This window comes from Streptomyces odontomachicola (assembly GCF_039605595.1).
GTDB lineage: Bacteria > Actinomycetota > Actinomycetes > Streptomycetales > Streptomycetaceae > Streptomyces.
Map to the genome: position 1 here is coordinate 130975 of NZ_JBCFOK010000006.1, position 21942 is coordinate 152916.

General features: G+C 72.7%; 15 protein-coding genes. 7 read left to right on the forward strand and 8 right to left on the reverse strand.

Annotated elements, in window-relative coordinates; translation table 11 throughout:
• Positions 1-90 precede the first annotated feature (90 nt).
• Entirely contained in the window at positions 91-1884 is a 1794-nt protein-coding gene (locus ABEE00_RS12985; RefSeq protein WP_345745558.1) for an ABC transporter ATP-binding protein, read from the reverse strand.
• Positions 1881-3815, reverse strand: coding sequence for an ABC transporter ATP-binding protein (locus ABEE00_RS12990; RefSeq protein WP_345745559.1), 1935 nt, complete (start codon positions 3813-3815; stop codon positions 1881-1883). Before ABEE00_RS12990 ends, ABEE00_RS12985 begins: the two co-directional genes overlap by 4 nt.
• Before the next feature lie 139 nt (positions 3816-3954).
• On the opposite strand from ABEE00_RS12990, the gene ABEE00_RS12995 reads away from it, so the two are divergent.
• The gene (locus tag ABEE00_RS12995) at positions 3955-4725 is read left to right on the forward strand and encodes a L,D-transpeptidase family protein (protein ID WP_345745560.1); all 771 of its coding nucleotides are present in this window, start codon (positions 3955-3957) and stop codon (positions 4723-4725) included.
• Between the two features lie 202 nt (positions 4726-4927).
• Complete coding sequence (locus ABEE00_RS13000; RefSeq protein ID WP_451918564.1) at positions 4928-6331, forward strand: cation:dicarboxylate symporter family transporter; 1404 nt, start codon at positions 4928-4930, stop codon at positions 6329-6331.
• 263 nt (positions 6332-6594) lie between these two features.
• On the opposite strand, the gene ABEE00_RS13005 is transcribed toward ABEE00_RS13000, so the two are convergent.
• Positions 6595-8037 carry a Gfo/Idh/MocA family protein gene (locus ABEE00_RS13005; RefSeq protein WP_345745561.1) on the reverse strand — a complete coding sequence of 481 codons (1443 nt, stop codon included), beginning with the start codon at positions 8035-8037 and terminating at the stop codon, positions 6595-6597.
• 281 nt (positions 8038-8318) lie between these two features.
• Between ABEE00_RS13005 and ABEE00_RS13010 the strand changes: the two genes are divergently transcribed.
• On the forward strand, positions 8319-9731 hold the full coding sequence (locus ABEE00_RS13010) for an alpha-amylase (protein WP_345745562.1): 1413 nt from the start codon (positions 8319-8321) through the stop codon (positions 9729-9731).
• A gap of 50 nt (positions 9732-9781) precedes the next feature.
• Here the strand turns inward: ABEE00_RS13010 and ABEE00_RS13015 are convergent, their stop codons facing one another.
• On the reverse strand, positions 9782-12781 hold the full coding sequence (locus ABEE00_RS13015; RefSeq protein ID WP_345745563.1) for an FAD-binding and (Fe-S)-binding domain-containing protein: 3000 nt from the start codon (positions 12779-12781) through the stop codon (positions 9782-9784).
• A gap of 187 nt (positions 12782-12968) precedes the next feature.
• Positions 12969-13433: a MarR family winged helix-turn-helix transcriptional regulator gene (locus tag ABEE00_RS13020; RefSeq protein ID WP_345745564.1), complete on the reverse strand. Its 465-nt coding sequence runs from the start codon at positions 13431-13433 to the stop codon at positions 12969-12971.
• A gap of 204 nt (positions 13434-13637) precedes the next feature.
• Between ABEE00_RS13020 and ABEE00_RS13025 the strand changes: the two genes are divergently transcribed.
• The 3 genes from ABEE00_RS13025 (at position 13638) to ABEE00_RS13035 (ending at position 18052) form a co-directional block, all read left to right on the forward strand.
• Entirely contained in the window at positions 13638-15515 is a 1878-nt protein-coding gene (locus ABEE00_RS13025) for an ABC transporter ATP-binding protein (RefSeq protein WP_345745853.1), read from the forward strand.
• 168 nt (positions 15516-15683) lie between these two features.
• Positions 15684-17024, forward strand: coding sequence for an MFS transporter (locus ABEE00_RS13030; protein ID WP_345745565.1), 1341 nt, complete (start codon positions 15684-15686; stop codon positions 17022-17024).
• 185 nt (positions 17025-17209) lie between these two features.
• Positions 17210-18052 (forward strand): nuclease-related domain-containing protein, encoded by an 843-nt coding sequence (locus ABEE00_RS13035; protein ID WP_345745566.1) that lies wholly within the window; start codon positions 17210-17212, stop codon positions 18050-18052.
• Positions 18053-18071: 19 nt separating this feature from the next.
• Here ABEE00_RS13035 and ABEE00_RS13040 read toward each other — a convergent pair whose 3' ends face one another.
• Positions 18072-19406 carry an exo-beta-N-acetylmuramidase NamZ family protein gene (locus ABEE00_RS13040; RefSeq protein WP_345745567.1) on the reverse strand — a complete coding sequence of 445 codons (1335 nt, stop codon included), beginning with the start codon at positions 19404-19406 and terminating at the stop codon, positions 18072-18074.
• Between the two features lie 141 nt (positions 19407-19547).
• On the opposite strand from ABEE00_RS13040, the gene ABEE00_RS13045 reads away from it, so the two are divergent.
• Positions 19548-20078, forward strand: coding sequence for an O-acetyl-ADP-ribose deacetylase (locus ABEE00_RS13045; protein WP_345745568.1), 531 nt, complete (start codon positions 19548-19550; stop codon positions 20076-20078).
• A 30-nt stretch (positions 20079-20108) separates the two neighbouring features.
• Here ABEE00_RS13045 and ABEE00_RS13050 read toward each other — a convergent pair whose 3' ends face one another.
• Positions 20109-20756 (reverse strand): response regulator transcription factor, encoded by a 648-nt coding sequence (locus tag ABEE00_RS13050; RefSeq protein WP_345745569.1) that lies wholly within the window; start codon positions 20754-20756, stop codon positions 20109-20111.
• On the reverse strand, positions 20741-21934 hold the full coding sequence (locus ABEE00_RS13055) for a sensor histidine kinase (protein ID WP_345745854.1): 1194 nt from the start codon (positions 21932-21934) through the stop codon (positions 20741-20743). The genes ABEE00_RS13050 and ABEE00_RS13055 overlap by 16 nt, the downstream gene beginning before the upstream one ends.
• Positions 21935-21942: the final 8 nt, after the last annotated feature.

A 21942-nucleotide genomic window follows, 5' to 3' on the forward strand; every position in this document is an offset into this window, starting at 1 on the left:
AGCTTGAGCCCGAGCCCCTTGTGAGAAGGCCCGCCGCACACCGTGTGCGGCGGGCCCTTTCCGTTCGAGCTTCCGTTTGCGATCTTCCGTTCACCCGTGCCAGGAGCGCCACAGCGCCGCGTACGGTCCGTCGGCCGCCACCAGCGCGTCGTGGCTGCCCAGTTCGCTGATGCGGCCGTCCTCGACCACCGCGATCACGTCCGCGTCGTGCGCCGTGTGCAGCCGGTGCGCGATCGCCACCACCGTCCGGCCCTCCAGTACGCGGCCGAGCGAGCGCTCCAGGTGCCGCGCGGCGCGCGGGTCCAGCAGCGACGTCGCCTCGTCGAGCACCAACGTGTGCGGGTCGGCCAGCACCAGGCGGGCCAGCGCGATCTGCTGGGCCTGCGCCGGGGTGACCGGCACGCCGCCCGAGCCCACCTCGGTGTCGAGCCCGTCGCTCAGCGAGCATGCCCAGTCGTCCGCGTCCACCGCGCCCAGCGCCGCCCACAGTTCGGCGTCCTCGGCCTCCGTACGGGCCAGGCGCAGGTTGTCGCGGAGCGAGCCGACGAACACGTGGTGCTCCTGATTGACCAGCGCGACGTGCCGCCGCACCCGCTCGGCGGGCATCCGGGCCAACTCGGCGCCGCCCAGGGTGAGTTCGCCGGTGCGCGGGCCGTAGATGCCGGCCAGCAGCCTGCCCAGGGTGGACTTGCCCGCGCCCGAGGGGCCGACCAGCGCGACCCGTGACCCGGAGGGCACGCGCAGGGTCACGCCGTGCAGCACGTCGGCGTCCGCGTGGTAGCCGAAGCGGACCGCGTCGGCGTGCACCTCGCGCCCCTCCGGGGCCAGGGCGCCGTCGCCCGAGTCCGGCTCGATCTCCCGCACCCCCACCAGACGGGCCACCGACACCGTGGCCACCTGGAGTTCGTCGTACCAGCGCAGGATGATCCCGACCGGGTCGCTCAGCATCTGCGCGAGCAGCGCGCCGGTGGTCAGCTGCCCCACGCCGATCCAGCCGTGCAGGACGAAGACGCCGCCCAGCAGCAGCACGCCGGACAGGATCAGCACGTTGGTGAGGTTGAAGGCGGGGAAGAGGATGGTGCGCAGCCACAGCGTGTACCGCTCCCATGAGGTCCACTCCTTGATGCGCCGCTCCGACAGCCGCACCCGCCGGTCGCCCAGGCGGTGCGCCTCCACGGTGCGGCCCGCGTCCACGGTCTCGGCGAGGGCGGCGGCCACGGCGGCGTACCCGGCGGCCTCCGAACGGTAGGCGGCGGGCGCCCTGCGGTAGTACCAGCGGCAGCCGAGCACCAGCACCGGCGCGGCGATCAGCGTCGCGAGCGCCAGCGGCGGGGCCAGCACGGCGAGCGCGCCCAGCAGCAGCGCGACCCAGACGAAGCCGACGGCCAGCTCGGGCACCGCCTTGCGCATGGCCTCGGCCAGCCGGTCGATGTCCGTGGTGATGCGGGACAGCAGGTCGCCGGTCCCCGCGCGCTCCAGCACGCCGGGCGGCAGCGCGACCGAGCGCACCAGGAAGTCCTCGCGCAGGTCGGCCAGCATGCGCTCGCCCAGCACCGCGCCGCGCATGCGCACCCGCTGGGTGAAGTACGTCTGGATCACGAGTGCCACCGCGAACAGGGCGATGGTGCGGCCCAGATGGAGCTCGGGGCCCGACGCTCCGTGCGAGAGCTTCTCCACCAGGTCGCCCAGCAGATACGGGCCGGCCATGGAGGCGAGCACGGCCGCCGAGTTCACCGTGACCAGGGTCAGCAGCGCGCGGCGGTGGCGGCGCAGCATCTCGCCGAGGTAGGCGCGGAGGGTCCGCGCCGAGGCCACCGGCAGGGTCGTCACGTCCTCCGGCGCCGCCGGGTCGTACGCGGGCGGTGCCACTCCCACCCGTCTCATGCGCTCTCAGCTCCTCTGCCGTCCGCGCCGCGCGCAGCGAAGGGGTGCTGTGCGCGGGGATCGTCTTCTTGGAGGTCCGGCTGCACGCGGCGCTCCCGCGCGTCCGGCTCCCATGCGTCCGCTTCCCTCGGCTCGGGCTCGCGGGTGACCACCGCGCGGTAGCCCGGGTCGTCGTGCAGCAGCTCGCGGTGCCGCCCCTCGCCGCGCACCCGCCCGTCCCGTACGAACAGCACCCGGTCGGCGCGGTCCAGCAGCAGCGGGCTGGAGGTGAGCACGACCGTGGTGCGGTCGGTGCGGAGTCCGCGCAGCGCGTGGGCGATGCGGGCCTCGGTGTGCGTGTCCACGGCGGCGGTCGGCTCGTCCAGCACCAGCACCTCGGGGTCGGCGGCCAGCGACCGCGCCAGCGCCAGGCGTTGCCGCTGGCCGCCGGAGAGCGACCGGCCGCGCTCGGTGATGCGGGCGGCCATCGGGTCGCCATCGGCGCCGGGATCGCCGCGGGTCAGCGCCTCCAGGACGTCGGCGCACTGCGCGGCCTCCAGGGCCCGCACGGCGCCGACCGTGCCGCCCGACGGTACGTCGAGGAGCTCGCGCAGCGTGCCGGACAGCAGCACCGGGTCCTTGTCGTGGACCAGCACGGCGGTGCGCGCGGCCTCCAACGGGACGCCGTCCAGGGGCACTCCGCCCAGCCGGACGGATGTCTCCGCGCCCTCGGGGTGGCCGTCCTCCGAGTGGCTGCCCTCCGGATGTCCGCCGGGCGGATGTCCGCCGAGCCGGTCGGCGAGCAGGCCCGCCGCGTCCGGGTCGCCGCACACCACGGCGGTCAGCTGCCCCGTGTGTGCGCGCACTCCGGTCACCGGGTCGTACAGCTCGCCGGAGAGCGCGGGCACGGCCTCGTACGACAGAGGCACGCGCGGAGACCCGCTCGCAGAGTGCCCGCCGCGGCTCAGCGAGAGCACGCGCGCCGCCCTCCGCGCCGAGGGGCGGGAGAAGGAGTACGCCATGGCGAACTCCGAGAACAGCTTGAGCGGGAGCAGCAGGAAGGTCACCGCGCCGTACACCGTGACGAGTTCGCCGACGCCGGTGCGGCCGTCCAGCGTGAGCCGCGCGCCGTACCAGACGACGCCCAGCAACAGCAGTCCGGGCAGGGCCACTTGGACCGCCGCGATCAGGGCCCACATGCGGGCCGTGCGCACCGCGGCGCGGCGCACCTCCTGGGAGGCCCGGCGGTACCTGCCGAGGAACAGCTCCTCGCCGCCGATGCCGCGCAGCACCCGCAGCCCGGCCACCGTGTCGGCGGCCAGCTCCGTGGCGCGGCCCGCCTTGTCCCGCTGGTCGTCGGCGCGCCGGGTGGCGCGCGGCAGGAGCGGCAGGACCACGGCGGCGAGCAGCAGCACGCCGGCGCTGACCAGGAGGCCCAACCGCGGCTCGTACACCACCAGTCCGGCGCAGACGCCGAACACGGTCAGCAGCGCCGAGCCGAACCGCGAGGTCGCCTCCACGCACCAGCCGATCTTCTCGATGTCGCCGGTGGAGACGGCCACCACCTCGCCGGCCGCGACCTGCCGGGTGAGCGTGGAGCCCAGTTCCGCGGTCTTGCGGGAGAGGAGCTGCTGCACGCGGGCCGCGGCGGTGATCCAGTTGGTGATGGCGGTGCGGTGCTCCATGGTGTCGCCGACGGAGACGGTCACGGCCAGCAGCGCGAGCAACACCCCCGCCACGGCGAGCCGTTGGCCGTCGCGCTCGACCACCGCCTGCACGGCGAAGCCGGTCAGCGCGGGCGTGGCGGCGATCGAACCGAGGTGCAGCAGCCCCCAGCACAGCGCCTTGGCCTGGCCGCCGAGCTGGGTGCGCCCCAGCCAGAGCAACAGGCGCTGTCCCGAGCGCACATCGGGCGTGCCGGGGTCGGCGAAGGGCAGGTCGCGGATCTGCATGACGGAGCCACCCCGGGTGCGGGTCGAGTGGGAAGGGATGGCTCAGGCTTGCCGGATTCCGGGGGAAACGCAAAGGGTTTTCCCGCGATGACTCCGCGTGACGAGTGCGGGGTGTTCGTCAAGTGCGACGATGGGAGGCATGCGTATATCCGGGACACGGCGGGCTCGGCGTACGGCGCCCGCCCGGTACGGCACAGCGGCGGCGGCATCGGCGACGGCACTCGCCCTGGGCCTCGGCCTCGCGGGCTGCGGGAGCGGCGGAGCGAAGGGCGGCGGCTCGGGGGAGCGGAGCGCGGAACCGGCGGCAAGAGCCGCCGACCCCACCCGCATCCCCGACGTCGGCGACCGCATGCAGTCCAAGATCCCCGACAGTGCGCGCCAGGTGGTCGCCGTCTACGGCAAGGGCGCGGACTCCCCGGACAACACCGTCCAGCTCTTCACGCGGCGGGAGAGCAAGGGCAAGTGGACCAGGGAGGCGTCCTGGTCCGGGCACAACGGCCGCAAGGGCTGGACCCCCGACCACCGGCAGGACGACAAGCGCAGCCCCGTGGGCGTCTTCACGCTCAGCGACGCGGGCGGGATGCTGCCCGAGCCGAAGGGCACGAAGCTCCCGTACGAGCACAGCACCGGCTTCACGCCGTCGCCGAACTGGCCCAAGGCGACCCGGCACGACTTCGACCACGTCGTCGCCGTGGACTACAACCGCGTCAAGGGCCGGAGCCCGCTGGACATGACGCGCCCGCAGGGCGACGACAAGGGCGGCAGCATCTGGCTGCACATGGACCACGGGAGCGGCACCTCGGGGTGCGTGAGCATCTCCAAGTCCGGCATGCGCAAGCTGCTCGGCACGCTCGACCCGAAGCAGCACCCCGTGGTGGTGATGGGCGACAAGGCGTCTCTGTCCAGGTAAGGGCACCGAGCGGCGATAAGTGAACAGCGTCCCGTCAGTCCCGTCCAGTGCGCGGGATTTTCCCCGGATGCACCGCAGGGGTCTTCCCCGGAGGCTGATCTTCCATAAAGGTGTGGCGGCGTGGAAGCCAACTTCCGCATGCCAGAAGCTTCCTGATGCCGGGAGCTTCCCGTCCCCGAGGCGCTACGGGAAGGACACCCCTGTGCCGAACGCCGCACCCGCACCGCCCCCCGCACCATCCTCCGCGCCGCCGTCCGCGGTGCGCCGCGCGGCCCGCGTGCTGCGCACCTCGCTGTTCCTCCAGGTACTCGGAGCACTGCTGCTGGGTCTCGTCGCCGGGACCCTGTGGCCGGAGTTCGGCAGCGCCGTGCAGATACTCGGCGACGGCTTCATCCGGCTCATCAAGACGCTGATCGCCCCGCTCGTGTTCTGCGTCGTGGTCACCGGCATCACCAAGGCCGGCGACCTCAGGTCCTTCGGGCGGATCGGCCTGAAGGCGCTGGTCTGGTTCGAGGTGGCCACCACCGTCGCGCTGCTCCTCGGCCTGCTCGCCGGCAACCTCGCGGGTCCCGGGCACGGCATGAACGTCGATCCGTCCAAGCTCGACGCCTCGGCCGTGGACGCCGAGACCGGCGGCGAGAAGCTGCCCTCCACCGCGCAGTTCATCCTGCACTCGCTCCCGGAGAGCGCGGTCGGCGCCTTCGCCGAGAACGAGCTGCTCCAAGTCCTCGTCCTCGCCTGCCTCGTGGGCGCCGCGCTGCTGCACCTCGGGCACACCAGGGTCCCGGCCGTCCTCCCGGCGATCCAGCAGGTCCAGGACGTCGTCTTCACCGTCGTCGGCTACATCATGAAGCTCGCCCCGCTCGCGGTCTTCGGTGCGACGGCCCACCTCGTCGGCGAGTACGGGGTCGGCGTGATGGCGACGTACGGCAAGCTCATCGGGCTCTGCTACGGGGTCGCGCTGCTGTTTCTGGTGCTGCTGGCGCTCGCGCTCAAGGCGTTCACCGGGGTCAGCCTGTGGCGCTTCGTGCGCTACACCCGCGAGGAGCTGCTGCTCGCGCTCGGTACGGCCTCCAGCGAGGCGGTCATGCCGCGGATGATGGAGAAGCTGCGCAGGTCCGGGTGCCGCGAGGACTCGGTGGGGCTCGTGCTGCCCACCGGCTACTCCTTCAACCTGGACGGCGCGTCCATCTACCTGTCCATCGGCACGCTGTTCATCGCCCAGGCGGTGGGCGTGGACCTCTCGCTGAGCCAGCAGTTCACGGTGGTCGTGGTGCTGATGCTCACGAGCAAGGGGATGGCGGGGGTGCCGGGCTCCGCCTTCCTCGCCCTCTCTGCGACGGCCGCGGCGGTGGGGGTGATTCCCGCCGGGGCTGTGGCCCTGCTGCTGGGGGTGGACCGCATCATGGACTCGATGAGGGTCGTCACCAACCTGCTGGGCAATTGCGTGGCGGTGTTCGCGGTGTCGCGGTGGGAGGGAGCGCTGGACCGCGAGGCGGCACGGCGCGTGTTGGAGGGCACGCCGGACAAGTCCAGCCCCGAGGAGGGGGCTTCGCCCCTTGACCCCGATCCCGCGTCCGAGCCGGAGCCGGTGTCGGAGCGCTAGCTCCTTCGCCTTCCCCCCCCACCCCTGTGGGGCGGCTGGTCCGCCCAGGGGGCGGAACGGGCGGGCCACAGGACCGCACCCGCCAGCTCCCCGGCACCCGGCACCTGCTGGCGCGCATCACCCCGCGTGGGGGTGCGCCGCAGGTGGGTGCGGGGTGCGGGGCGCTCGCGTGTGCGGTTCCGCAGTGTGCCCACCCGTTCCGCCCCTAGCGGAACGACTGCCCACACTGCTGGTGGGGGTTAGTGGAACGACTGCCCGCGCCGCTAAGCGGTGGGTTTGGCGGAATCCACACCGGCGCGCTCCTTGCGCCACAAGCCCCGGGTGAAGTCGGGGATCTCCTGGGGGAGGCCGTTCGCCCTGATCGACGCGTGGCTCAGCGGCACGGGCGACGTCCACGTAGCCGCGTCGTACACATCGAAATCCGGCACAAGACCGAGCCGCATGCACTGCATCAAGCGGAACAGCATGATGTAGTCCATCCCCCCATGCCCACCGGGCGGATTCGCGTGCTCCTTCCAGAGCCAGTGGTCCCACTGCTTGTAGTCGTCGAAATCGCCCCACTCGTCCCCGCGCATATCGGGTTCGAGGTAGATCCGCGGCGGATAGTCCTCGAAGACGCCGCGCGTCCCGCCGAGGATGTTCAGGCGGCTGTACGGATGCGGGTTGGACACATCGTGCTCAAGCCGGATCACCCGCCCCTTCGCCGTCTGCACCAGGCTGATCGCCATGTCGCTCTTGACGTAGCTCTCCTTCCAGCTCGGGTGCCCCTTGGGCATGTGCTGGGCGCGGTAGTCCGCGAGCCCGAGCGAGGGCGAGCCGAAGGTGGTGATGCGCACGGCGCGGTCGCCCCGGTTCACGTCCAGGTAGTTGGCCGCGGGCCCGAACCCGTGGTTCGGGTACAGATCCCCGCGCATCCTGGTGTGCCACAAGCGGCGCCACGGACCCTCGTAGTAGTCCGGGTCGAACATCATCTCCCGCAGGTCGTGCAGATACGCCCCCGCCGCATGCAGCAGATCGCCGAACAGCCCCTCGTGGGCCATGCGCAGCACACGCATCTCGTTCTGCCCGTACGCGCAGTTCTCCAACTGCATGCAGTGCCGGCGCGTACGCTCCGACAGATCGACCAGCTCCCACAACTGCCGGAGCTCCATCGCGATCGGGCACTCGACCCCGACGTGCTTGCCGCCCTTCATGGCGGCCTTGGCCATCTCGAAGTGCCAGTCCCAGGGCGTCGCCACGTACACGAAGTCGACGTCGCCGCGCTCGCAGAGCTTCTCGAAGTCGTGCTCGTTCCTGGTGTAGAGCGCGGGCGCGGGCTGCCCGGCGGCCGTCACCTTCTTCGCCGCCTTCTCGGCCTTGTCCCGCACCGTGTCGCAGAGCGCGGTGACCCGTACGCCCTTCAGCGCGAGGAACAGGTCGATCATGCTGCCGCCGCGCTGCCCGAGCCCGACGATGCCGACCCGCACGGTGCTCCGCTCGGCGAACGGCACGCCGATCATGGTCTTCCCGCGGCGCGGCGGGGTGGCGGCCTCCGCCGTGCCCGCTGCCTCCGGCGCCCCGGACGCCGGTGCCGCCGAAGCCTGCCCCGCCGCGAGCGGCCCCAGCCCCAGCCCGGCCCCGGCGGCGCCCGCCGCCCACAGCGCGGAACGGCGGCTGACACCCTGCTCGTTGAGCGGCTCTCTGTCGTGCGGCTCTCTGTCGTGCATCGACCCTCCAGCAGGAACACACGTGCGCGGATGCGTGAACTCCGTTGAGCACGCTCGCCGTTGGGGCTGAGGGTGTGCAAGAGCGCCGCTTGGACTCTCCGCCGGGTGTTCTTGGACTTCCGTCACCCGCAAGCTTTCTGCAAGCGCCTGGAAATCCTTGCGGACTCCCTTGACGTGTGCACGGCCTCCGGGCAGGCTCGCGCCCCGAACTCCCCACGGCGGCCCGGCGCGTGGCTGCCTTCGGGGGCACCCCTGTGCCCGTACGACGAAGGAGCCGCAACATGCAGCGCACAAGAGACCGGCGGAACCAGCGCAGGAGAAGCCCGGCCCGCCGGAGGCTGGCCGTCGGGTCACTGGCCGGAGTGCTGGCCGCCGGCGGCCTGTACGCCGTCGGCCCCTGGGAGTCCCAGGCGCAGCCGCCCGGCCAGAAGACCGTCACCGCGACCCTCTTCGAGCGGCCGTACGCGGACGTCGCCGAGCAGTGCAAGAGCGCGCTCGGGCCGGCCGGTTACGGCTATGTCGAGGTCTCACCGGCCACCGAGCACATCGCGGGGAACCAGTGGTGGACCTCGTACCAGCCGGTCAGCTACAAGATCGCCGGGCGTCTCGGCGGCGAGGACGACTTCCGCAAGATGGTGAGCGCCTGCCACGGCGCGGGCGTGAAGGTCATCGCGGACGCCGTCATCAACCACATGTCCTCGGGCTCGGGGACGGGCACCGGCGGCACGAAGTACAGCAAGTACGCGTACCCCGGCACGTACAAGGACGGGGACTTCCACGGCTGCCGCAAGGACATCTCGAACTACAACGACCGCCAGAACGTGCAGACCTGCGAGCTGGTCGGCCTCTCGGATCTGGACACCGGCAGCGACCACGTGCAGTCCACGGTCGCCAAGTACCTCGACAGCCTGCGCGGGATGGGTGTCGACGGCTTCCGCGTGGACGCCGCCAAGCACATCGCGGCCGACGACATGAAGGGCATCCAGAGCAAGATGTCCGACCCGGGCTTCTGGGTCTCCGAGGTGATCTACGGCGGGGGAGAGGCGGTGAAGCCGGAGGAGTACACGGGCCTCGGCGACGTCGACGAGTTCCGCTTCGGCACCCACGTCAAGAGCGCCTTCCAGGACCGTGACCTGGGCAAGCTCGGCACCATCGGCGACGACAAGGTGGAGAGCGGCAAGGCCCGTTCGTTCGTGGACAACTGGGACACCGAGCGGAACGGCACGACCCTCACGTACAAGGACGGCGCCTCGTACAAGCTCGCCAACGCGTTCATGCTGGCGCACCCGTACGGCTCGCCCAACGTCTTCTCCGGCTACGAGTGGTCTGACAAGGACGCGGGCCCGCCCAAGGGCGACAGCGGCTGGACCAACATGCACAAGGACCCGCTGATCACCGGCATGGTCGGCTTCCGCAACGCGGTCGGCGGCGCGAAGCTGACCGGCTGGCAGGCCGAGGGCGGGACCCTCTCCTTCGCGCGCGAGGGCAAGGGCTTCCTGGCCCTCAACGCCGGCGACGGCGAGATGAAGCGGACCTTCGCCACCACGCTGCCGGGCGGCACCTACTGCAACGTCGCCAAGGCGTCCCCCGGCAAGTGCGAGGGCAACACCGTGAAGGTCGGCGAGGACGGCAAGGCGCAGGCCACCGTCCCGGCGGGCGGCGCGCTGGCCCTGCACGTGAAGGCGAAGGGCTGAGCCCAACGCCTGTGTGAGAGCGCCCCGTTCGGCACCGGATTTCTCCGGATTCACGGCCGCCGGACGGGGCGCGTCGCGCGTTCCAGCTCCAGCAGTACGGAGCGGTAGCCCGGGTTGCCCGTCGCGTGGTCCATGCCGACCTCGCACATGCGGTTCGCCGAGAGGTACGCGTCGAAGCGGCGGCCCGTCGCCCCGCCGCGGCCCGTCACCTCGGCCGCCTCCGGCGCGGTGGCCGCTTCGGCCAGTTCCGGGTGCAGCATGCCCCGGTCGCCCGCGAAGCCGCAGCAGCCGGCGTCCAGCGGCACCACCACCTCCTCGGCGCACGCCTCGGCGACCCGGCGCAGCTCCTCCGTGTCACCCAAGTGCCGCATGGAGCAGGTCGGATGGACGACGGCCGAACCCGCGCGCCGCTCCACCGTGAGCCGCGGCAGCAGCTCGTCCGCCGCCCACACCAGCGAGTCCAGGACGGTCAGCCGCTCGTGCCGCTCGTGGTTCTCCGGCGTCAGATAGGGCACCACCTCGTGCGCGATGCCGAGGGTGCAGGAGGAGGCGTCCACGACCAGGGGCAGCTTGCCGCCGTCGGTCCAGTACCAGGCCGCCGCGACCATCCTGTTGGCCATGAGCCGGTTGCCCGCCTCGTACCCCTTGGAATGCCAGATCGTCGCGCAGCAGGTGCCGGTGACCCGCTCGGGAATCCACACCGGACGCCCGGCCCGCGCGGACACGATCACCATGGCCTCCGGCAGCGAGGGCCCCTCCTGGCCCCCGACCCGGCCTTCCGGCCCGCCGAAGATGCGGTTGATGCACGCCGGGTAGTAGACGGCGGCCGCGCCCCTCCGGTCGGTCGCCGGGAGCCGCTTGGGCGCGGCGCCGGGGATCTCCGGCAGCCACTCCGGTACGAGGTCGGGCCGGACCGCCCGGCGCACGAGGCCCGTCGCGCGCTCCAGCACCCGGTCGCCCGCCGTGGAGGCGCCCACCCTCGACGCCGCACTCACGGCGAGCCGGGCAGCGCGCTCCAGCGCGCCGAAGTGCCGCGCCGTGCGCTCCGCGATCCGCTCCTCGCGGCGCGAGTGCCGCCGGTGCCGGAACTCCTTCATCATCGCCCCGGTGTCGATCCCGACGGGGCACTCCAGCTTGCAGGTCGAGTCGCCCGCGCAGGTGTCCACCGCGTCATATCCGTACGAGGCCAGCAGCTCGCCGGTCACCGCCGACTCCGGGTCCTGCCGGTTCATCTCCCGGCGCAGCACGATGCGTTGCCGGGGCGTGGTGGTCAGGTCGCGGCTGGGGCAGGTCGGTTCGCAGAAGCCGCACTCGATGCAGGGGTCGGCGACCGCCTCGACCGACGGGATCGACTTGAGTCCGCGCAGGTGGGCGCGCGGATCGCGGTCCAGCAGGACACGCGGAGCCAGGACGCCGTGCGGGTCGGTCAACTCCTTGATCCGCCACATCAGTTGCGTTGCCTTCTCGCCCCACTCCATTTCCAGGAACGGCGCGATGTTGCGGCCCGTCGCGTGCTCCGCCTTCAGCGAGCCGTCGAAGCGCTCCACCGTCATCCGGCAGAACGCGTCCATGAACGCCGCATACCGGTCCACGTCCTCCGGCTTCCCCGCGTCGAAGGCGAGCAGGAAGTGCAGGTTGCCGTGCGCCGCGTGCCCCGCGACCGCCGCGTCGAAGCCGTGCTCCTCCTGGAGCCGCAGCAGCTCCTCGCACGCCTCGGCCAGCCGCGCCGGAGGTACGGCGAAGTCCTCGGTGATCAGCGTGGTGCCCGAGGGCCGCGAGCCGCCCACCGCCGTGACGAACGCCTTGCGCGCCTTCCAGTAGCCGCCGATGGTCTTCGCGTCACGGGTGAACGCATTGGTCACCGACGGCACGGGCGCGACCAGCGCCAGGTTCTCCAACACGCCCTGTGCGGCTGCCTCGTACGCCTCCTGCGCCTCCTCGTCCGGCGCCCGGAACTCCACCAGCAGCGCCGTCGTACCGGGCGGCAACTGGGCCCAGTCGGCCGGCACGCCCTGCACGCTGACCGAGGCGCGCAGCGTGTTGCGGTCCATCAGTTCCACGGCCCGCGCGCCCGCCTCGTTGAAGCGCGGCACGGCGGAGGCGGCGGCCGACAGGCTCGGGAAGAACAGCAGGCCCGTGGAGGTGCGGCGGTCCAGCGGCAGCGTGTCGAAGACCAGCTCGGAGAGGAAGCCGAGGGTGCCTTCGGAGCCGACCATGAGCCCGCGCAGGATCTGCACGGGCGTCTCCCCGTCCAGGAAGGCGTCGAGCCGGTAGCCGTTGGTGTTCTTCAGCTCGTACTTGGCACGGATGCGCGCACTCAGTCCCTCATCCGCCTCGATCTCCCGCTTGAGCGCCAACAGGCCCTCGCACAGCGCCGGTTCGGCGTGTTCCAGCAGCTCGTCCGCGTTCTCCTCGGCCGTGTCCACGACCGTGCCCGACGGCAGGACGAAGGTGAGCGAGGAGAGGGTGCGGTACGAGTTGCGGGTGGTGCCCGCCGTCATGCCCGAGGCGTTGTTGGCCACCACGCCGCCGAGCGTGCACGCGACGGCGCTCGCCGGATCGGGCCCGAGCAGCCGCCCGTACGGGGCGAGTGCCGCGTTGCTCCGGGCCACCGTGGTGCCGGGGCCGATGCGGGCGCGCGTGCCCTCGCGGTCCAGCACCTCGACACCGGCCCAGTGGCGGCGCACGTCCACGAGGATGTCCTCGCCCTGCGCCTGCCCGTTCAGCGAGGTGCCCGCGGCGCGGAAGACGACCTGGCGGCCCTTGCCCCGCGCGTACGAGAGGACGGCCGACACGTCGTCGATGTCCTCGGCGAGCACCACCACCTGCGGCAGGAACCGGTACGGGCTCGCGTCCGAGGCGTATTTGACCAGGTCGGAGACCTTCGAGAGGACCTTCTCCGCGCCGAGCAGCCGCTCCAGGTCCCCGCGCAGCGGCTGCGGGGTGCCGTGCGCGCGGTCCTGCGGCACCGCGTCGGCCGCCGGTGCGCTCCCGCCTCCCGCGCCGGGGTGCGGACGCAGTGCGCCGGGAGGGGGATCGAGCAGCGGCATGGGGGCCTCCGGGGCGGGGCGGCGTACGGGGCGGTATGCGGGGCCGGGCGCGGAACGGCGTACGGGACGGCCATGCTAAATCGCCGTCAACTTCGCATCATGGACCACGCGGTGTGGGGTGGCGCCCCGTGTGCGCGCTGCTTCGGGAATCCGTGTGCTCCGGGTCAGGGCTCCGTGCGTGGGTCGCTCAGGACTCCGTGCGGCCCGCGTCCAGCAGTCCCAGCAGCTCGCTCAGCTCCCCGCGCTGGCGCTCCGACAGCGGCGCCAGGATCTCCTCGGCCGCCGAACGCCGCGCCCTGCGCAGCCTCTTGAGCGCCGCGCCGCCGTCCTCGGTGAGCTCGATGCGGGTGACCCGCCGGTTGTCCGCGTCCGGCACCCGGCGTACGAGCTCCCGCTCCTCCAGCGCGTCCACCAGCGAGGTCACCTGGCGCGGCACCACGCCGAGGCGCTCGGCGAGGTCGGCCATCCGGGGCGCGGCCGCGCTGTGCGACACCATGCGCAGCAGCCTGCCCTGGGCGGGGGTGACCCCCACCGGCGCGAAGTTCTCCCGGTGCGCGTGGTTGAGCCGCCGGGTGAGCCGCAGGAGCTGGTCGGCGAGGTCGCCGGCGCTCTCGTCGGAGGAGTGCGGGTGCTGCGCGGGCTGCGGATGCATGGCCACAGGTTATCAGGACCATGTTCATTGTGAGTATAGGTAACAATGAACTATGCTCCGGCGCGGAGCGTCGTCCGCCCCGCGATATCCACCACGCGATGTCCGCCCCGCGAAGCCCCGACGCCCCGTTGCCCGTACGCCGTCGTACCGAGGAGCGCATTGCACCACCACGACACCCCCGCAGCGGCCCCGTCCACGGACTCCCTGCGGGACGAGCCCGTCCAAGTGCGCCGCATCCTGCGCCTGTTCCGCCCGTACCGAGCCCGCCTCGCGCTGGTCGGCCTGCTGGTCGGCGCCTCCTCGCTGGTCTCGGTCGCGTCCCCGTTCCTGCTCCGCGAGGTGCTGGACGTCGCGATCCCGCGGCAGCGCACCGGGCTGCTCGCGCTGCTGACCCTCGGGATGATCGGCGCGACGGTGCTCACCAGCGTCTTCGGCGTGCTCCAGACGCTGATCTCGACGACCGTCGGGCAGCGCGTGATGCACGACCTGCGCACCGCGGTGTACGCGCAGCTCCAGCGCATGCCCCTCGCCTTCTTCACGCGTACGCGGACCGGCGAGGTGCAGTCCCGCATCGCCAACGACATCGGCGGCATGCAGGCCACCGTCACCTCGACGGCCACCTCGCTGGTCTCCAACCTCACCGGAGTGGTGGCCACCGTCGTCGCCATGCTGGCCCTCGACTGGCGGCTGACGCTCGCCTCGCTCCTGCTGCTGCCGTGCTTCGTGTGGGTGAGCCGCCGGGTCGGGCGGGAGCGGCAGAAGATCGCCACCAGGCGGCAGAAGCAGATGGCGGCCATGTCCGCGATCGTCACCGAGTCGCTGTCGGTCAGCGGCATACTGCTCGGCCGCACCATGGGCCGCTCGGCCTCCCTGACCCGCGAGTTCGCCGGGGAGTCCGAGCGCCTCGCCGGGCTGGAGATCCGCACCAGCATGGCGGGCCGCTGGCGGCTGGCCACCTTCGGCATAGTGATGGGCGCGATCCCCGCGCTGCTGTATCTGACCGCGGGGCTCCTGGTGCACTTCGGCGGCCCCGGCTTCTCGATCGGCACCCTGGTGGCCTTCGTCGGGCTCCAGCAGGGCCTGCTCAGGCCCACCGTCTCGCTGCTGACGACCGGCGTGGAGATGCAGACCTCGGTAGCGCTCTTCCAGCGCATCTTCGAGTACCTGGACCTGCGGCCCGGCATCACCGAGCCGGAGAATCCCGTACGCCTGGAGCGGGTGCGCGGCGAAGTCCGCTTCGAGAAGGCCGACTTCAGCTACGCGCAGGGGAACGGGAACGCGTACGGGGAGCAGCCGGACGGCGAGGCGCCCCGGGGCCAGGGACTCCGGGACCAGGCGCCCGGGAGCCAGGACGGCGAGGGCGGCGGGCTCCACGCGATCGACCTGGACGTGCCCGCCGGGAGCAGCGTCGCGGTCGTCGGCGCGACGGGCTCGGGCAAGACGACGCTCAGCTATCTGGTGCCGCGGCTGTACGACGTGACCGGCGGGCGGGTCACGCTGGACGGCACCGACGTACGCGATCTCGACTTCGACACCCTCGCGCGCGCCGTCGGCGTGGTCTCCCAGGAGACGTACCTCTTCCACGCCTCCGTCGCCGAGAACCTGCGCTTCGCCAAGCCGGACGCCACCGACGAGGAGATCCGCGAGGCCGCGCGCACCGCGCAGATCCACGAGCACATCGCCTCGCTGCCCGACGGCTACGACACGCTCGTCGGCGAGCGCGGCTACCGCTTCTCCGGCGGCGAGAAGCAGCGCCTCGCGCTCGCCCGCACCATCCTGCGCGACCCTCCGGTGCTCGTGCTCGACGAGGCGACCAGCGCGCTGGACACCCGCACCGAACGCCAGGTGCAGCGCGCCATCGACGCGCTGTCCCAGGGGCGCACCACGTTCACCATCGCGCACCGCCTCTCCACCATCCGCGAGGCCGACCAGATCGTGGTCCTGGACAAGGGCCGCATCGTCGAACGCGGCACGCACGCCGAGCTGTTGGCGCTGGGCGGCCGCTACGCGGGCCTCGCCGGCGCGCAGACCTCGGCTCCCCGGCCGGCGGCCGAGCGCGAGCCCCTGCTCCACGGCGAATGAGCGGCGAATGAGCGCCGCCGGGTGCCGTCGCGGAGGAACACGTGCGGAGGAACGGGTGTTCATGATCCGGTAGCACGCGCAGCATGCACAGCACACGCAGCATGCACCGCACACCCATCGTGTGCATCGCGCGCATCCGGAATCCCACCCGTGGACAGGGGCTCACCCATGACACAGCTCTCCGGCACCGACGGCACCGACGGCGCTGACGACACCGGCGGCAGCGGCAGCACGGCCGGGGCCGCTGCGCCCCCTTCGGCGCACCCCGTGCGGCAGTTGCTGGCAGCCTCGGTCGGCAACGCCGTCGAGTGGTTCGACTGGTACACGTACACGTTCCTGGCCACGTACATCGCCGCGCAGGTCTTCCCCAAGAGCGCCGAGCACTCGCTGGTGCCGCTGCTCTCGACGTTCGCGGTCTTCGCCGTGGGCTTCTTCATGCGGCCCATCGGCGGTCTGGTGATGGGCGCGGTCGCCGACCGGCGCGGGCGGCGTACGGCGCTGACGGTGACCATCCTCCTGATGGGCGGCAGCAGCCTGCTGGTGGGACTGACGCCGACGTACGCGAGCGCCGGGCTCCTGGCACCGGTCATCCTCGTACTGGCGCGCCTGCTGCAAGGGCTGTCCGTGGGAGGCGAGTTCGCCGCCTCGACCACCTTCCTCGTGGAGTCGGCGGGGCCCGGGCGGCGGGGGCTCTTCTCCAGCTTCCAGTACGTGTCCACCACCATCGGGCAGCTCGTCGCCTCCGGCGTCGCCGCTGTGCTCGTCGCGAACCTCGCCTCCGGCACCATGGACAGCTGGGGCTGGCGCGTCCCGTTCGTGCTGGGCGCGCTGCTGAGCCTCGTGGGCTTCTGGGTACGCCGCGGCGCGAGCGAGACGCGCAGCGAGGAGCAGGCGAAGGCGCCCCGCCCCGGGCTGTTCGAGGCGCTGCGCCGCCACCCGCGCGAGTCGCTGCTGATCGGCGGGATCACCGCGGGCGGCACGCTCGCCTACTACACGTGGACCTCGTACCTGCCGACGTACGCCGAGCTCAACGCCGGTGTGGAGAAGGCGGACGCGCTGCTGGCCGGCACGATCTCGCTGGCGTTCTTCGCCGTGCTGCAGCCCGTCGCCGGCCTCGCCTCCGACCGCTTCGGGCGCAAGCCGCTGCTGCTGATGTTCGGGATCGGGTTCGCCGCGCTGAGCGTGCCGCTGCTGCGCTCGCTCAACGACGGGTTCGTCACGCTGCTCCTCGTACAGTGCGCCGGCATGATCCTGCTGAGCGGCTTCACGGCCATCTCGGCGGCCGTCAACGCGGAGATCTTCCCCGCGCGGGTGCGCGCCGCGGGCATCGGATTCCCCTACTCCCTCACCGTCGCGCTCTTCGGCGGCACGGCCCCCTACCTCGGCACACTCTTCAAGGAGATCGGCCACCCCGGCCTCTTCCCCGTGTACGTGGCCGTGCTGTGCCTGGTCTCCTCCGCGGTCTTCCTGCGGCTGCCGGAGACGGCGCACCGTCCGCTGGACCGGTGACGGGGGAGGGCGCGGGGCGGCTGCCCCTGGTACGAGGCGGTCCCGTGCCTCCCCTGCTCCCTCCCGGGGCTGGTCTTCCTACGGCTCCCGGAGGGTGCGCACCGGCCGCTGGAGCGGTGATGGCCCCGCGACCCCTGCTCCCGCACCCGGCCCCGGTGGTGTGATGGTGCGGGAGGTGGGGAGCCGTGGAGAAGCACGAGGGAGGGCCCGGCCGGTACGGGGAGCGCTGGCCCGACGGAGGCCGGGGCGGGGAGGGTCCGTACGAGGAAGGCGCGTACGGGGAAGGCGCGTACGGGGTGGAGGCGTACGAGGTTGCGTACGGCGTCTCCTACGGTGCCCCGTACGGGGAGAGCGGGCCGCTCTTCCTGCACCCCGACGACGACCTCGCACCGAACCGTCCCGGCGAGGAACTGCACGCGATGCTGGCCGCGTTCGGGCCGGTCGGCGGCCCGCGCACCCGGCTGGCCTCCGCCGCGCGCAGGGCGGGACGGCTCGCCGGGCGCCCCGACCCGGTCGCCGAGTGCCGTGAGGAACTGGCCGCGCGGCAGGCCGTGGGGGAGGAGCTGGAGTCCCTCACCGGCTTCGGCTGGCGCGTCCTGCACTCCCTGCCGCTGCCGGGCGTCGCCGTGCTGCACCACCTGCTGCTCGGCCCCGGCGGGGTGTTCGCCGTGCACACGGTGACGCGGGGGTGGATGCGGCGGCACACCACGGCGCAGTCCCCGGAGGGCGCGGACCGGGCGCGCCTCGGCCGCATCCGCCTGGAGATCCCCCTGCGCCACGCCCGCCGCGCGGCCACCACGGCCGAACTCGCCCTCACCCGCGCCACGGGCCACACCACCCCGGTCGCCCCCGTACTGGCGGTGGTCGGCCCCGACCCCCTGACAGTGCGCGAGCCCCCGGACGACGTCCAGATCATCACCCCGCGCGAGGCCCCCGACCTGGGCGCCCACCGGGCAGTCCTGAAGCCCGACACGATAGCCCGCCTCTACGCGGAGGCCCGCGACCGGCGGAGGTGGGCGGGGCTGTGAGGGCGGCCGGTGCCTCAAGTCACCGGTACAGCAGGTACTTCCTGCGCCTGTTCTCGAAGTCGCGTACCTCCTCGCGCCATGCCGCCGTGACCGTGCGGACGTCGTCGCCCGCGGTGATCATTTCGCGGAGGCGGGAGGAGCCCGAGAGCTTGTCGATCCAGTACGGGACCGGGGTGTTGGCGTCCTTGCGCCACTCGAAGCCCTTGTAGCGGCCGGCCACGCACAGCATGGCGACCGCGGTGGTCACCGGCTCGTAGGCGTCCGGGTCCGTGATGTGGATCTGCACCCCGGCGCAGGTCTTGCCCGTGTGCTTGCTGAAGGTGGGCACGAAGTAGCCCTCGCGGAAGCGCACTCCGGGGAGCCGCAGCGCGTTGAGCCGGTCGCTGTAGCGGTAGTCCAGGTACGGGGCGCCGATGAACTCGAAGGGGCGGGTGGTGCCGCGCCCCTCGGAGAGGTTGGTGCCCTCGAAGTAGCCGGTGCCCGCGTAGGCCAGGGCCGAGTCGGCGGTCGGCATGTTCGGCGAGGGCGGCACCCACGGCAGACCCTCGGGCGCGCCCACCTCCTCCGGCTCCCGCCCGGCGAACGGCACGACCCGCAGCTCCACCGCGCCGCCGTCGTCCGGCAGCAGCTCGCCGTTGAAGTACCGCGCCAGCTCGCCGACGCTCATCCCGTGCTGCTGCACTATCGGCTTGAGCCCCACGCCCGAGGCGAACTCCGGCTTCAGGAGCGGCCCGTCGGCTCTGCGGCCGAGCGGATTGGGCCGGTCCAGCACGAGGAAGCGCGCGCCGACCTCCTTCGCGGCGGCCATCGCGTAGTACATGGTCCAGATGTACGTGTAGTAGCGGACGCCCACGTCCTGGACGTCGAACACGATCGTGTCGGCCCCGGCCTTGCGGAACAGCCCCGCCATCTTCTTCGCGTCGGCCCCGTACGCGTCGTACACCGTCAGCCCGGTGCGCGGGTCGCGGGACACCGGCTCGGACTCGCCCGCCTGCGCGCTGCCCCGGAAGCCGTGCTCCGGACCGAACACGCCGACGATCTCCAACTCGGGCCGCCGCGCGAGGTCGTCGACCACGTGCCGGGCGTCGGGCAGCACGCCCGTGGGGTTGCTGACCACGCCCACCTTGCGGCCGCGCAGCATCCGCCAGCCGCGGGCGGCGGCGGACTCGGCGCCGGTCACGACGCGGTCGGGGCGGCGGGAGGCGCCGGGGGAGGGGCCGCGCCCGGCGGCTGCCGCGCCGCCGGTGCTGTCGCCGCTCTCGGCGGCCACGCTGTCGGCGGCGACGAGCGGCTGCGCGGCGAGCGCGGCCGCGGCACCGCCCAGGAGCGAACGGCGGGACGGCGTACGGGACATGGGGCGCCCTTCCTGTACGGGAACGGAAAGCCGATCATGCGGTGCGTCGCAAGGTAGCCGAGCTCCACACCGGTGGCCAGGGTGCGTACTGCGTACCCTCGCTGCGCGCCGTGACGGCACCCGGCTGCGAGGATGACCCGTATGCCCCGAGAGAACGCACACGCGCGGAACATCACGATCGTGCAGGGAGACATCACCGAGCAGGAGGTCGACGCGGTGGTCAACGCCGCCAACTCCTCGCTGCTGGGCGGCGGCGGAGTGGACGGCGCGATCCACCGCAAGGGCGGCCCCGAGATCCTCGCGGAATGCCGCGAGCTGCGGGCGTCCCGGTACGCCGGCGGCCTCCCGACCGGCGAGGCGGTGGCCACGACGGCCGGCAGGCTGCCGGCGCGCTGGGTGATCCACACGGTGGGCCCGCGGTACTCCCGCCAGGAGGACCGCTCGGACCTGCTGGCCTCCTGCTACCGGGAGTCCCTGCGCGTCGCCGGCGAACTGGGCGCGGGAACGGTCGCGTTCCCCGCCGTGTCCGCCGGCGTCTACGGCTGGCCGATGGACGACGCGGCCCGCATCGCGGTGGAGACGGTACGCACCACACGGTCCTCGGCCGAGGAGGTCCGCTTCGTGCTCTTCGACGCGGAGGCGTACGAGGCTTTCGCCCGGGAGGTTGGGTGAGGGGCACTCACATCCGCGGGTGAGAGGGCCTCACGCTCGCAAGAAGGCGAGGACCGCCAGCACCCGCCGGTGGCCCTCGGTGTCCGCCGGCAGGTCCAGCTTGGTGAAGATGTTGCCGATGTGCTTGTTCACGGCCGCCTCGCTGAGGAACAGGTGCGCCGCCAGCCCCGCGTTGGACCGGCCCTCCGCGATGAGCGCCAGCACCTCGCGCTCCCGGGGGCTCAGCCGCTCCAGCGGGTCCTGGCGCAGCCGTACCAACTGGTGGATCACCTCGGGGTCCACCACCGTGCCCCCGGCGGCGACGCGTTCGATCGCGGCGGTGAAGTCGGCCACCGCGCTCACCCGCTCCTTGAGCAGGTAGCCCACACCGGCGCCGCCGCCGGAGTCCAACAGGCGGAGCGCGTAGGAGCGTTCCACGTACTGGCTGAGGACGAGCACCGGCAGCCCGGGGAACTCCTCGCGCAGCCGCACGGCGGCCCGCAGCCCGTCGTCGCTGTCCGAGGGCGGCATCCGCACATCGGTGACGAGCAGGTCGGGGCGGTCGGCCCGGGCCGCCTCGACCAGCGCTCCGGCGTCGCCGACCGCCGCGGTCACCTCGTGGCCGACCCGTTCGAGCAGGCCGACCAGGCCCTCGCGCAGCAGCACGGCGTCCTCGGCCACGATCAGACGGAGCGGCACGGCACCTCCACGTGCAGCAGGGTCGGACCGCCGGCGGGACTCGACACCCGCATCCGGCCGTCGAGCGCCGTGACCCGGTCCGCGAGCCCGGTGACGCCGGTGCCCGCCCCGGGGTCGACCCCGCCGCGGCCGTCGTCCGTGATGTCGAGGGTCAGCAGGTCGGCGTGGCAGCGGCCGTGTATGCGCGCGGTGGCGGCGCCGCTGTGCTTGGCGATGTTCGTCATCGCCTCGGTGATCAGGTAGTACATCGTGGTCTCGAGCTTCCGCGGCAGCCGCTCGGGCAGCTTCAGGTCCACCGCGAGGGGGAGGGGGAAGCGGCCCGCGTAGTCCTCGATCGCCGCGACCAGCCCGTGGTCGGCGAGCACCGGCGGATTGAGCCCGCGGATGAGCGCACGTAACTCCTGGTTGGCGGTGGCGAGTTGGCTCTCCGCCTGCGTCAGCAGCTCGGCCTGCGGTGAACCCTCCCGTACGTCGAGCCGCATCAGCCCCAGCGTCATCCCCAGCGAGACGAGCCGCTGCTGGGCACCGTCGTGGAGATCGCGTTCGATGCGTACCCGCTCGGCGTCGAAGGAGTCCAGCAGCCGGGACTGGGAGGCGCGCACCTCGCGCAGTTCCTCGCCCAGCTCACGGTCGCGCGGGGCGAGGAAGGTGCGCGCCATGGCGGCCCGCGCGCCTGCCCACGAGGTGACCGTGTACGGGGAGGCCAGCAGGACGATCGCTCCGAACACGGTCCAGGGCCAGGTCTGTCCGTCGGTCGCGACGAAGGTCGCCGCGGGGAACCCGAAAGCGAAGCCGAGCACCAGCAGGTCAAGCCACCACAGCGCCGCGGCCGACAGCAGCGTGAACGCCAACTCACGCCACGTGGTGCGCTCCTTGAGCCGGGTGGCCGCCCACGTACGCAGGCCCGGGCCGTCCGGAGCCCGGTGCGGGTCGGGCAGGCGGTCGAGGTCCACCAGGCGCAGCCGGCGGCGCTCCACCGCGGCCACGGCGGTGGAGGCCAGCACGATGCCGACCAGGGGCGCGATGCCGATCAGCACGACCAGCAGCGCGAGCCCGGCGGCCAGGCCGAGGGCGAGGACGGTCACGGCCGCGGCGCCGACCGCGACGCCTCCGGCCAGGTAGGCCAGCGCACGCCAGGGCCAGCCGGAGGTCAGGAAGCTCAGCGGTCGCTGAGCCATGGCCTGCC